This is a genomic window from Microbacterium sp. NPDC055357 (assembly GCF_053644835.1).
Genome location: NZ_JBSHLZ010000002.1, coordinates 393,042 through 406,326 on the forward strand (window position 1 = coordinate 393,042; position 13,285 = coordinate 406,326).

A 13,285-nucleotide genomic window follows, 5' to 3' on the forward strand; every position below is an offset into this window, starting at 1 on the left:
CGGGTGCGACCCGTCACGTCGACGTCGTCATCGCCGCGGCCGTCCGCTCGGCGTGCGCGACGACGCCGGCAAGGCCCGTGCCGGCGACGCCCTCTCCCACCGAGACGATGTCGTCGCGGTACGGCTGCACGCCGCGTTCCCAGGCCTGCACGGCAGCATCCGTCACCGTCTGGACCGGCGCGCCGAGCAGCTTCTGCGCGTCGGCGACGGCGCACGCGACAGCGTCGCCGGCGGGGTCTCCGTCATAGGACAGCCGCACGGCGTGCCGAGCTCCGAGCGCGTCGGCTGCCCACCTCCACTTCGCGGTGATGTGGGTCAGGGCCCGTGCCCCCACACCCGGCGCGTCGGCGGCCACGAGCAGTCCCGTGCCGCGCGGTGCGGCATCCCAGGCCGGAGCGTCCACGACGAGCGTGACGAGCGTGAGTCGCCGCCGCTGACCGGGTGCCGAGAAGGCGCGCACGGCGGTGCCGTCGAGGCGTTCCCCGTCGACGACGACGCCACGGGCATCGAGCGCGGTGACGTCGACGCCCGTGCGCACGTCGACGCCGAGCCGGTCCGCGTCGGCGGCGAGGGCCGTGACGAGGCGGTGCATCCCGCCGCGCAGGCCCCCGACCTGCGTGCCGGCCGGCGCCTGAGCGCGCAGCGCCTGCACGGCCGCCGCGAGCGATCCGCGGGCCGCGAGCTCGGCGCGCAGCCGGGGCGACACCGCATCGACGGGCAGGGCGTCGGGCTCCCTCGAGTGCACGCCGCGCACGACGGGGGCGACGAGCCCGTCGACGACGCGGGACCCCATGCGGGCACGCACGAGCGCGCCGAGGGATGCCGCATCCCGGCCGATCCGCGCGGGCAGGGCCCGATCGAGCGCAGCCCGCCAGGCCCCGAGTCGTCCGATCGCGCGGACGACGTCGTGCGCGAGCGGTGTGCCCGGAATGCCCAGCACGCCGGCGACCGGCAGCGGCACGGCGGTCCCGTCGGCGCGGTGCAGCCACGCGGGCGCGGGAGTGGGCGACACGACCTCGAGGCCGAGCTCGCCGGCCAGCGCCGCGACGGCACCGCCGCGCGTCGCGAACGATTCGGCGGCGGCGTCCAGTATCACTCCGGCGAGCGGCAGCGGCTGCACCTGCCCGCCGAGCCGGTCGGCGCGCTCCAGCAGCACGACGTTCCGGCCCGCGAGGGCCAGACGGCGCGCGGCGACGAGGCCCGCGACGCCGCCCCCGACGACGATGACGTCAGAGCTCATGCACCAGGTCGACGATGCGCGTCAGCACGGTGGGGTCGGTCTCGGGCGGCACGCCGTGGCCGAGGTTGACGATGTGCGCCGGAGCCGCCGAGCCGCGCTCGACGACGTCGCGCACGTGACGCTCCACGATCTTCCAGGGCGCCGTGAGCAGGGCGGGGTCGATGTTGCCCTGCAGCGGCATCGTGCCGCCCAGGCGCCGGTTCGCGACGTCGAGCGGCAGGCGCCAGTCGATGCCGATGACGTCGGCTCCGACCGCCGGCGTCGCGTCGAGTGCCTCCGAGAGACCGAGGCCGAAGTGGATGCGCGGCACGTCGAGCCCGCGCAGCCAGTCCATCGTGCGGCGCGAATGCGGCATCGCGCGGCGCACGTAGTCGTCGCGCGAGAGCGACCCCGCCCACGAGTCGAAGAGCTGCACGACGCTCGCCCCGGCGAGCACCTGTGCGCGCAGGAAGGCCCCCGTCACATCGGCGCACCAGTTCAGCAGCGTCGCCCACGTGTGCGGGTCGCTGCGCATGAGCGCGCGCGTGCGCAGCTGGTCCTTCGACGGTCCGCCCTCGATGAGGTAGCTCGCGACGGTGTACGGCGCTCCGCCGAAGCCGATGAGCGGGGTCTCGCCGAGCTCGGCGACCGTGCGCGCGACGGCCTCCGAGATCGGCGCGAGCGCGTCGGGTTCGAGCGGACGCAGCGCCAGGACATCGGATGCGGAGCGCACGGGGTTCGCGATCACGGGGCCGCGTCCGGGCACGATGCTGACGTCGACGCCGGCGAGCAGGACGGGAACGACGATGTCGCTGAAGAAGACGGCGGCGTCGACGCCGTGGCGCCGGACGGGCTGCAGCGTGATCTCGGAGGCGAGCGCCGGAGTGAGGCACGACTGGAGCATCTCGGTGCCGGCCCGCAGCTCGCGGTACTCCGGCAGCGAGCGGCCCGCCTGACGCATGAACCACACCGGCAGGGTCTCGGGCCGGTCGCCGCGTGCGGCGCGGACGAGCCGGGCCTCGCTCGTCCTGCCGTCGCGCAGGGGGTGGGTGTCGGGAAGGACTGTCACATCGGAGAGCACACAGCCAGGCTACGACCTCGCGCCGTTACAATCTCCGGGTGCTGTTCTGTCTGACGGCGAATCACCGCAACACCGAGTTCGAGGTCCTGGACCGCATCTCGCGTGTCGCCGAGGCGACCGCCGCCGACCTCACCGACGCGCACGACTTCGTGCGCGGAGCGGTCGTGCTCGCGACGTGCAACCGGTTCGAGACGTATCTCGAGATCGACGAGCCCCTCACGGGCGCCGTCGCCGTCGCGCGCGAGGCCGTGCTCGATCAGCTGGCGCTGCCCGACGCCGACATCTCCGCGCTGCGTGCGTCGGCGGTGACCGTCGCGGGCGACGACGTCGTGCGCCACCTCTTCTCGGTGAGCTCGGGCTTGGAGTCGATGGTCGTCGGCGAAGGCGAGATCAGCGGTCAGGTGCAGCGCGCGCTCGCGGCGGCACGCCGCGGCGGCACGGCGAGTCCGGCCCTCGAGCGCGTCTTCCAGCGTGCCGCGCACGCGACCCGCGCCGTCCGCGCGCGGGCCGATGTCGCCGCGGGCGGCCGCTCCCTCGCCCGGCTCGCGCTCGAACTGGCCGACACGCGCGTGTCCGATTGGCAGAGCACGCCGGTCCTCATCGTCGGCACCGGCCAGTACGCCGCGACGACGATCGCCGCCCTGCGTGCCCGCGGAGCCGCCGACGTTCGCGTGTATTCCGCGACCGGTCGCGCCGAGCAGTTCGCCGCACGCTACGGCATCCGCGCCGAGCACGATCTGCGCACGGCGATCGGCGGCGCCCGCATCGTCCTCACCTGCACGACGCGCTACACGGTCGTCGCCGACGACGTGCCCACGGGCGCCCCGCGCCTCATCATCGACCTCGGCCTGCCGCGCAACGTCGATGCCGCCGTCACCGACCTCGACGGGGTCGAACTGCTCGACCTCGAGCTGCTGGGCCGGCACGCCGCGCTTCCCGAACTCGGCGCGGGTGCGCACGAGATCGTCGGGTCGGCAGCGGCCGCCTTCACGGCCGAAGCGGCGGCGGCTCCCGCCGTCGTCGCGGTGCGCTCGCACATCCAGGCCGCCCTCGACGACGAGCTCGCCCGGGTCGCCGCCCGGGGCGGCGACCCCGCCACCGAGGCGGCGCTGCGTCACCTCGCCGGGGTCATCTCGCACACCCCGTCGGTGCGCGCCCGCGAGTACGCCGAACAAGGACGCCTCGACGAGTACGAGCGCGCGCTCGGGATCGTCTTCGGCATCGACGTGCCCGCCCAGGCCCGATGCCCGCGCGGGCTCGAAGCGATCTGACCGTCGTCGCACCGGCATCCCACCGGCACCAGGCGAGCACCGACAACACACCGGCGCCCCCGACGGAGAGTCGAGGGCGCCGGTGTGACGTGTCACGCGGCGGTGGACCTCCGGACACGGATCAGAAGGATCGTCGCCCCGGCCAGCAGCGCCAGGCCCGCGAGCCCCGCGACCCACGGCGTGCCGAGCGAACCGGTGAGCGGCAGCTCTCCGCGCACGAGGGTCACCTCATCCTCCTCACCGCACGCGCCCTTCGCCAGCACGACGGGTCCGTCGGCGCCTTCGGGCGTGTGCTGCAGGGTCGCGACCCAGAGCTGGCGTCCTTCCTTGCTCGCCGTGAGGGCGGGCGAGGCGAAGACGCCCGAGCCGACGATCGAGGTGCGACCCGTGTCGACGAGGGTCTCGGCCGTGCAGGTCGGCGCCTGATTGTGCGCGTTGTGGAACACCTCGAAGACGATCTCGGCCGCCACGTCGTCGCCGAGTCCCTCGACGAACGCCTCGTCGCGGTAGGTGTCGCCGATCCCGACCGACGGCGTCGCCTGCGTGCGCAGCGACGGCTCGCTCACGACCGTCGTCTCGTGCGCCAGGCCGCACTCGCCCTCATCGAGCACGATCGGGTCGTCCTCGGCGTCCGCACGCCACCACAGGTACTCGACGCTGTAGTGCGTGCCCGCTTCGGTGACACGGATGCCGGGCGAGGTGTACTCCCCCGCCTGCGTGATGACGATGGGCCGGTTGCTCGTGTCCCCCACGAGGGAATCCGCCGTGCAGGACTCGATCGGGGCGACCCCGTCGACAGCGCGGTACAGCTCGAACGTGACGTACGTCTCACCGTCGGCGGGCACCAGTCCGTCGACGATCGCGACATCGTGCACGAGACCGGCGTAGCCGATCGTCTCGGGCGCGAGCGAGCCGATCGTCGGCACGGGGGCCGAGGTCATCTCGCTCTCGATGCCGCACTCGCTGACCATGATCTCCCGTCCCTCGACGTCGTCGGCGCGGTGCTGCCACGCGTAGTCGCCGAAGGCCGGCACGACCGGCGCCGTGAACGTGTAGCGTCCGACGGCGTCGATGTGTAGCGTCTCGCTCTGCCAGACGAGGTTCGCCGCCTCGCACGCGCCGAATGCCTCGACGTCTTCGGGAACGCGGTACAGCGCCGTCGAGATCTCGGCACCGCCGGTGGGCAGCACGTCGGCGACGATGACGGTGTCCAGGGCCGTGCCGCCCTTCTGCGCCGTCGGCTGCGCCTGCGACGTGATGTTCGGCACCATCGTCATCTGGGTCTTCTCTCCGAACAGCTCGTGCCGCTCGTAGGTCGGACCGTGCTGCAGGTAGGCGATCGTCTGCGCGGACTGGTCGGCACCGACGATGCTCCACACCGCGGTGTAGTGACCGGGACCGGGCAGCTCCCACTCCGACTCGACGCGATACGACTGCGACGGGCCGATCGCGGGGTCGGTCACGACCGTGAGACCGCCCACATCCACCGCGTCTTCGGGGATCTCCGTCGTGGGTGAGGTGGGCTGAGTGGGCGTCTTGTAGACGCGGGCCGTCGCCGTGATCGTGGCGAACGCGCCGCCCGCCAGGCGCGGCCACTCGTTGAGCGACGTGCCGAAGGTGACGTGGTCGACGAACGTGCCACCGGGTGCGTAGACCTGCTCGACCTGCGTCGTGATGTGCGGCGCGAAGGTCACCGTGCGACCGACCGTGTCGCTGCCGGTGACGCGGAATGTTCCCGCGCCGCCGGGGCCGACGGCGGCCTGCTGGCCCGGCGTCGTCCACAGGTGCAGCGCCGGGGCGTATCCCGACCCGAAGGTGCCCGAGCCCGAGATCCGGTACGCGGCGCCGTCGTGCGTCGGCGGAACGCCGCGCACGGGGTAGGCGACGCCCTGCCGCATGCCGGCGAGCGAGCCGCTGCCGGTCGAGACGAAGGTGCCGTTCGTGAGCGAGACGGTTCCCGTCGCCGATGTTCCCACCATCGTGACCGTACCGGCGTAGTTGTTGGCGGCGTCGGTCGTGAAGACGAGGGTGCCCGAGCCGTTCACGGCCCCGGCGGTGACGTTCGCGACGGCCGCGAGCAGCTGCTGCGCACGGGCTTGGATCGCGCCGACGGTCGCCGAGCCGACGAGTCCGACGAGCTTGTAGTTGATGTACCCGTTGAGGTCGTGCGTGCCGTTCCAGCCGCTGGAGCTGTAGGTCGCACCCGGGTTCGCGAGGTGCTTGACGACGAACGAGACCGCCGAGGCGTTCACGTTGTCCCAGCTCTGCCCGTACTGCGTGACGATCGTGTTGATCTTCGCCGCGGCGTCGCCGCTGATGGTCGCCGTCCCGAACGGGCTGTCCGAGATGATCGATGAGTGGATGCCGGCGGAGCTCGTCGCCCCGGTGGGGTTGGCGGCGCCGGGCACGATGCAGTAGATGAGGCTCCCGTCGGGGGCGACGAAAGCGCCCTCCCAGCCGATCTGGCTGCTCGGCCACGTGCCGAAGCCGGGACCCTGTGAGGCCGCCGACGCGCTCTGCACGCCGACGACCGCGCCGGTCGCGACGATCGCCGTCGCGAGGATGGTCGCGACCAGCCGCACGGCTCGGCGCGTGAACGTGCGCCGTGCCCGCAGCATCCGCCGGGTGACGGTCGTGACGTCGGCTCGATCGCGAGCCGCTTTCCGGATGGACATGATTCTTCCCTTCGTTCGTTTCAGAACGACGGTAGGAATCCGTTCCGGCGCGAGCTCGCGAGCGAGCCCTCATGCCGTGCCGCAGCGGTGATTGTGCGTGCTCGGTGGCCGGATTGCCGTGCTCCGATCAGGCACCGAGGCTCAGCCGGCGCGCAGCCGGGCGGGGTCGGTCGTGGGAAGGCGGCACGCGAAATCGCGGCAGTCGTAGGCGGTCGCGCGGTCGTCGACCGCGGCCTTGTCGGCGAACAGTGCGAACCCCGCGCGCGCCCAGGCGGCGGCCTGTTCGGCGGTGACGACCGCGACGACGTCGGCGTCGAGGCCGTGCGCGGCGCGCGCGAGCGGGTCGCCCGCGTCGCCGATGACGACGACCTGTCGCGGCGGTCCCGCGAGAAGCGCCGCCACCCGCAGGAGTGCGCCGTGCGCGAGCGGCTGGGCGAGCGCGGCGGCGGTGTGACGGGCGATCAGCCGCTCGGCGGCGAGCCGCGACGCGTCGCCGGCGCCGAGCAGCCAGAGCTGCGTGGCCGCGTCGGCGAGCGCAGCCACGCCCGAAGGCTCGTCGCCGTCCGATGCCGCGTCCGGGGCGCCGACACCCTGCGCCGCGAGGACGGGATCACCGCCGCCGGGGACCGTCGCCTCGTCGCCGACGAGACACGCCTCGACGAGCCCACGGGCCCGCACGGCCGCGGCCGGGTCACCCGTCGCGACGGCGAGTGCGACCAGGCCGGTCGCGAGCTGGCCGTAGTCGGCGAGCGTCGCGACCGCCTGGGACGGGATCTCGTCGAGTGACGCCCGCACGAGCGTTCCGTCGGGGCGGGTGTTCGCGCCGAGCACGGCATCCGCCGCCCACGCGGCCGCCGAGATCCACTCGTGCTCGCCGAAGCGGGCGCCGGCGCGGGCGAGGGCGCCGATCGCGAGGCCGTTCCATCCCGTCACGATCTTGCCGTCGACCAGCGGCGGCTCGAGGCCCGCGCGGTCGTCGCGCCGGTAGTACCCGCCTTCGCTGCGAGCACCGTCGATCCACGATTCGGAGTCCTGCGCCGCGCCGAACCCTCCCGACGGCTGCTGCAGCACGCCCGTGAGGAAGGCGACGATGCCCCGCGCCGTGCGCTCGTCGCCGGTGTCGCGGGCGATGTCGAGCAGCAGTGCGTTGTCGGTCAGCATCCGCTCGTAGTGCGGCACGGTCCAATCGCGCCGGGTGGCGTACCGGAAGAAGCCGCCCTCGACCGGGTCGCGCAGCGGTGAATCCGCCATGGTCCGAAGCGCCCGGTGCGCGACGGCGGCCGCCGCGGGCTCGGTCGTGCGCACGAGCCGGCTGAGCAGGAAGCCCAGCCCCGTCGCGACGGGGAATTTGGGTGCTCCCGCGTCGCCGCTCCAGAATCCGGCGTGCTCGGGGTCCTCCCGCGTCGCGAGGGCGCGCGCCGCGGCGCGCAGCCCTGCGGCATCGGGAAGCGCGCCGGTGCGGTCGTGGGCGTTCGCCCGGACGTCGGAGAGAGCGTCGAGGATCGCCTCGGCCGTGCCGTCGACCTGACCACGACGCTCCGTCCACGCTTCTCGCACGGCCGCGAGCACCTGACGGAACGCGGGCAGGCCGCCGCGCGGCTCGGGCGGGAAGTAGGTCCCGGCGAAGAACGGGCGCCCCTCGGGCGTCGTGAAGACCGTGAGCGGCCAGCCGAGGCTCGGGGTGAACGCCGCCGCGGCGGCCATGTATGCGGCGTCGACTTCGGGATGCTCCTCCCTGTCGACCTTGATCGCGACGAACCCCGCATCGAGGTCGGCCGCGGTGGCGGCATCCGCGAAGGACTCCCGTGCCATGACGTGGCACCAATGACAGGTCGAGTAGCCGATCGACACGAGAACGGGCACGTCGCGCCGTCGCGCCTCCGAGAACGCCGCCTCGCCCCACGCGTGCCACGCGACCGGGTTGTCGGCGTGGGCACGCAGATAGGGGCTCGCCGAGAGCGAGAGGCGCTCGTTCATGTCATGGCCCGGGTGTGGTCAATTCAGGTCGTTCGGGTGGGTTCCGACGCGACCCGTGCCGTCACCCGGGTCGAGCGCGTCGATCGCCGCCATCTGGGCGTCGGAGAGGGCGAAGTCGAAGATCCGGAAGTTCTCGCGCAGCCGGTCGGGGTTGACCGACTTCGGAAAGACGATGTTCCCCTTCTGGATGTGCCAGCGCAGCACGACCTGCGCGGGCGTGCGCCCGTGCGCCGCGGCGGCGTCGTGCACGGCAGGAGTGCCGAACAGGTCGTACTTGCCCTGTCCGAGCGGGCCCCACGCCTCGATGCGGATGCCCCGCTCAGCGCACCACGCGACGACATCGCGCTGCTGGTAGGCGGGGTGCAGCTCGATCTGGTTGACGGCGGGCAGCTTCTGCGTCGCGTCGACGACGCGCTCGAGGTGCTCGACGAGGAAGTTCGACACGCCGATCGAGCGCACGGGTCCCGTGTCGCCGAGGGCCGCGAGCTTCGTCCAGGCGTTCACGAACTGGTCATTGGCGGGCGCGGGCCAGTGCACGAGATACAGGTCGACATAGTCGAGGCCCAGCTTCGCGAGGCTCTCGTCGAGCGCGGCGCGCGGGTCGTCGCCGGCCTGCCGGTCGTTCCACAGCTTCGTCGTGATGAACAGCTCGTCGCGCGGGATGCCGCTCCTCGCGATCGCGGCTCCGACGCCCTCTTCGTTGCGGTAGATCGCGGCGGTGTCGATGTGGCGATACCCGAGCGACAGCGCCTCGGTGACGACCTTCTCGGTCTCCGTGGGCGGCACCTTGAAGACGCCGTAGCCGAACTGCGGGATGTCGTGCCCCGAGTTGAGCGCGATGCGCGGCACGTCGGCGAGGTGCTCCGCCGTGACGTCGGCGCGGTGATCTGCGTGGTGGTCTGCCATGCGAACAGCCTACGACCGGGGTGCGCCCGGCCGCCGTGCGATCTGCAGGATCCGGTGCCACAGATCTCGCCCGGAAGCCCCGTGGCAGCACTCCCGGGAACCCGCCCTCCTGCGGATCGCCCGCGTACGCCCGCCGAAGCGGCCCGCGGCAGATACGATCGAGGGCTGTGTCCGCGCCAGAACCTGTCATCTCGTACCCGCCGGAGCTGCCCGTCAGCGCCGCGCGGGACGACATCGCGCGCGCCATCCGCGACCATCAGGTCGTCATCGTCGCCGGCGCGACGGGGTCGGGAAAGACGACGCAGCTGCCGAAGATCTGCCTCGAGCTGGGTCGCACGCGCATCGCGCACACGCAGCCGCGCCGGATCGCGGCGCGCACGATCGCCGAGCGCGTGGCCGAAGAGCTCCAGGTGCCGCTGGGCACGACGGTGGGCTACAAGGTGCGCTTCACCGACAAGGTCACCGACGACACCCGCGTCGCCGTCATGACCGACGGCATCCTGCTCAACGAGATCCACCGCGACCGGCTGCTGCGCCGCTACGACACGATCATCATCGACGAGGCGCACGAGCGCTCGCTCAACGTCGACTTCCTGATCGGGTACCTCACGCGCATCCTGCCGAAGCGCCCCGACCTCAAGGTCGTCATCACGAGCGCGACGATCGACCCCGAGAGCTTCGCGAGGCACTTCGCGAGCCCTTCGACAGACTCAGGAACCGGTACAGGCTCGGGAACCGCTGCTCGGCCTGCGCCCGTCATCGAGGTGTCGGGACGCACGCACCCCGTCGAGATCCGCTACCGCGCGCCCTCCGACGCGGATGCCGGCGCCGAGCGCGACGACGTCGACGGCATCACGGCCGCCCTGCGTGAGCTCGACCGGGAACCCGCCGGCGACGTTCTGGTCTTCCTGCCGGGCGAGGCCGAGATCCGCGATGCGATGGATGCCGTCCGCGGCATGTATGCGAAGGATGCCGTGCCGACCGAGGTCCTGCCGCTCTACGGGCGCCTCTCGGCAGCCGAGCAGCACCGCGTCTTCGAGCGATCGCGCGTCGCGGGCGTGCGGCGTCGCGTCATCCTGGCGACGAACGTCGCCGAGACGAGCCTCACGGTTCCGGGCATCCGTTACGTCATCGACACGGGGACGGCCCGCATCTCGCGGTACAGCAACCGCACGAAGATCCAGCAGCTGCCGATCGAGCCGATCTCGCAGGCGTCGGCCCAGCAGCGCTCGGGTCGCGCCGGGCGCACGGCGCCGGGCATCGCGATCCGGCTCTACTCCGAAGACGACTTCGCGACGCGCGACGAGTTCACCGAGCCCGAGATCCTGCGCACGAGCCTCGCGTCGGTCATCTTGCAGATGCTCGCCCTCGGGTTCGGCGACATCGAGCGGTTCCCCTTCCTCACCCCGCCCGACTCGCGCGGAGTGAAGGCGGCCGTCGACCTGCTCACGGAGCTGGGGGCGGTCGACCCTTCGGCAAGCTCAGGGACCGGGGGGCGTACGGAGACCGGGCGGCTCACCGAGATCGGGCGCGAGCTCGCTCGGCTGCCGATCGATCCCCGATTCGCCCGCATGATCGTCGAGTCCCGCCGGACCGGCGTCCTGCCCGACGTCCTCGCGATCGTCGCGGGACTGTCGATCCCCGACGTCCGCGAGCGACCGGAGGAACGCCGCGAAGAGGCCGACCGCCTGCACGCTCGGTTCACCGATCCGACGAGCGACTTCATCTCACTGCTCAACCTGTGGAACCACCTGCTCGACAAGCAGCGCGAATTGGGCTCGAGTGCCTTCCGGCGCATGTGCCGCGCCGAGCACCTGAACTACGTGCGCGTGCGCGAATGGGTGGATGTGCACCGGCAGCTCACGGCTCTGCTCGGCCGGTCGAAGCGCGACCGCGCCTCGGCGAGCGATGCATCCTCCGCCGGTGATGCGGATGCCCTGCACAAGGCCATCCTCTCCGGACTGCTCTCGCACATCGGCATCCTCGACGAACGCGCGACGGGCCGGAACGACGCCGGATCGAAGGGTGCGAAGGGCAAGAGCCTCGCTCCGGCGACCTATCTCGGCGCGCGCGGAACGCGGTTCTCGATCTTCCCGGGGTCGGGCCTCAAGAAGAAGCGACCCGGCGCCGTCATGGCCGGCGAGCTCGTCGAGACGAGCCGCCTGTTCGCCCGCACCGTCGCGGCGATCGACCCCGCGTGGGCCGAGCCGCTGGCGGGCGACCTCGCGAAGCGGCAGCTGAGCGAACCGCACTGGTCGAAGGCATCGGGCGCGGCATCCGCCTACGAGAAGGTGACGCTCTTCGGCGTCGAGATCATCCCCCGTCGCCGCGTGCAGCTCGCCCGGTTCGACCGTCCCCTCGCGCGCGAGTTGTTCGTGCGCCACGCGCTCGTCGAAGGCGAGTGGGATTCGTCGCACATCGACAAGCGGCTGACGGCGTTCGAGCGGCGCAATCTCGAGCTGCGCCGGCGGCTCGAGAAGATCGAGGAGCGCGAGCGCCGCCGCGACATCCTCGTGGGCGACGAGGCCGTCTACCGCTTCTACGACGCGCGCATCCCCCGCGATGTGTTCGACGCGCGCTCATTCGAGGCCTGGTGGCGGGATGCCGCGACCACGACGCCGCGCCTGCTCGACATGGCCGAGGCCGATCTCATCGACGACGCGTCCCGCGGCGACGAACGCGACTTCCCCGCGCGCTGGCGCCAGGGCGATCAGGTGCTCTCGCTCGCCTACCGTTTCGAGCCGGGTGCGCCCGACGACGGCGTCACGGTGATCGTTCCCCTCGCGCTTCTCGCGCAGCTGCGGCCCGACGGCTTCGACTGGCAGGTGCCGGGCCTGCGCGACGAGCTGGTCACGGCGCTGCTGCGCGCGCTCCCGAAGACGATCCGGCGCCACGTCGTGCCCGCCGCCGACTGGGCCGCTCGCTTCGCCGAAGAGCTCCCGGGCCTCGGCCCCGAGGCGCACGACGGGCTGCCCCCGACCTCGCTTCTCGACGCGCTCGCGACGCGCATCCAGCGGGTCGCGAATCAGCCCGTCACCGCCGCCGATTTCGACCTGGAGCGGGTGCCGTCGCATCTGCTCGTGTCGTTCCGCGCCGTCGACGAGCGCGGGCGCCCGGCCGGATCGGCGCGAGACCTGGGCGACCTGCAGCGGCAGCTCTCCGACCGGGCGCGCACGGCCGTCTCCCGTTCGCTGACGCCGAGGAAGGACGCGAGGGCTCCTGGCCCGGCCGTCCCGCCGACCGCGGCCGCCTCCCCCGGCGTCACGGAGCGCTCCGGCATCACCGACTGGGACGTCGGCGACCTGGCCGACGTCGTCGACACGAAGGTCGCCGGCGGTGTCGTGCGGGGCTATCCCGCGCTCGTCGACGAGGGGGCGAGCGTCGCGCTGCGCATCGAGGCGACCCCCGAGGCTGCGGCCGCCGCGACGCGCGCGGGCGTGCGCCGGCTCGTGCTGTTGACGGCGCCCTCCCCCGCGGCCTATGTGCTGGAGCACCTCACCTCGGCCGAGAAGCTCGCGCTCGCGGCATCCCCCTATCCGTCGGCGAAGGCGCTCATCGAGGATGCGCGCGTCGCGCTGGCCGATGCCGTCATCGCGCGCACCGTGCCGGACGGCGTCGTACGCACGCGGGCCGCGTTCGAGACCGTGCGCGATGCGTTCTCGCGGGTCGTCGTCGACGAGCTCTTCCAGGCGGTGTCGCTCGTCGCCCGCATCCTGACGGCCGTGCGCGAGGTCGAGCGCGCCGTGCGCGAGCAGAACTCGCTGACCCTCCTCGCAGCGCTCAACGACGTCAAGGCGCAGCTTGCCGGACTCGTCTTCCCCGGCTTCGTCGCGCGCACGGGTCTCGACCGCCTGGGACACCTTCCGCGCTACGTGCGCGGTGCCCTCGAGCGCGTCAGGAGCCTCGCCGACAGCCCGGGACGCGACCGTCAGCGGCAGAACGAGTTCGAACGCGCCGCCGCGCTGTATGCCGAAGCGGGCGGCACGATTCCGCCCGCCCCCGACGCGTCCGCCTCGCTCACGCGCGTGCGCTGGCTGCTGGAGGAGTATCGCGTGAGCCTCTTCGCCCAGGCGCTCGGCACGGCGGAGCAGGTCTCGCTCCAGCGCATCCAGAAGGCGCTGCGGGAATAGCGGGTCGCGGCGGGCGGGTTGTCCCG

General features: G+C 72.7%; 7 protein-coding genes. 2 read left to right on the top strand and 5 right to left on the bottom strand.

Annotated features, from left to right (window positions below):
- Positions 1-13: 13 nt before the first annotated feature.
- On the bottom strand, positions 14-1,240 hold the full coding sequence (locus ACWICD_RS05085) for a protoporphyrinogen/coproporphyrinogen oxidase (protein ID WP_454139480.1): 1,227 nt from the start codon (positions 1,238-1,240) through the stop codon (positions 14-16).
- The gene (gene hemE, locus ACWICD_RS05090) at positions 1,230-2,300 is read right to left on the bottom strand and encodes a uroporphyrinogen decarboxylase (RefSeq protein WP_376130085.1); all 1,071 of its coding nucleotides are present in this window, start codon (positions 2,298-2,300) and stop codon (positions 1,230-1,232) included. Before hemE ends, ACWICD_RS05085 begins: the two co-directional genes overlap by 11 nt.
- A gap of 38 nt (positions 2,301-2,338) precedes the next feature.
- On the opposite strand from hemE, the gene ACWICD_RS05095 reads away from it, so the two are divergent.
- On the top strand, positions 2,339-3,571 hold the full coding sequence (locus ACWICD_RS05095; RefSeq protein ID WP_376130088.1) for a glutamyl-tRNA reductase: 1,233 nt from the start codon (positions 2,339-2,341) through the stop codon (positions 3,569-3,571).
- Positions 3,572-3,663: 92 nt separating this feature from the next.
- Here ACWICD_RS05095 and ACWICD_RS05100 read toward each other — a convergent pair whose 3' ends face one another.
- The 3 genes from ACWICD_RS05100 to ACWICD_RS05110 all read right to left on the bottom strand — a co-directional run bounded on the left by ACWICD_RS05100 (position 3,664) and on the right by ACWICD_RS05110 (position 9,129).
- The gene (locus ACWICD_RS05100) at positions 3,664-6,246 is read right to left on the bottom strand and encodes a hypothetical protein (RefSeq protein WP_454139482.1); all 2,583 of its coding nucleotides are present in this window, start codon (positions 6,244-6,246) and stop codon (positions 3,664-3,666) included.
- A 141-nt stretch (positions 6,247-6,387) separates the two neighbouring features.
- Positions 6,388-8,223 carry a thioredoxin domain-containing protein gene (locus ACWICD_RS05105; RefSeq protein ID WP_454139484.1) on the bottom strand — a complete coding sequence of 612 codons (1,836 nt, stop codon included), beginning with the start codon at positions 8,221-8,223 and terminating at the stop codon, positions 6,388-6,390.
- An 18-nt stretch (positions 8,224-8,241) separates the two neighbouring features.
- Positions 8,242-9,129 (bottom strand): aldo/keto reductase, encoded by an 888-nt coding sequence (locus tag ACWICD_RS05110; RefSeq protein ID WP_454139485.1) that lies wholly within the window; start codon positions 9,127-9,129, stop codon positions 8,242-8,244.
- A gap of 167 nt (positions 9,130-9,296) precedes the next feature.
- Here ACWICD_RS05110 and hrpA point away from each other — a divergent pair, with 167 nt between their 5' ends.
- Complete coding sequence (gene hrpA, locus ACWICD_RS05115) at positions 9,297-13,259, top strand: ATP-dependent RNA helicase HrpA (protein WP_454139487.1); 3,963 nt, start codon at positions 9,297-9,299, stop codon at positions 13,257-13,259.
- The last annotated feature ends 26 nt before the right edge of the window (positions 13,260-13,285 follow it).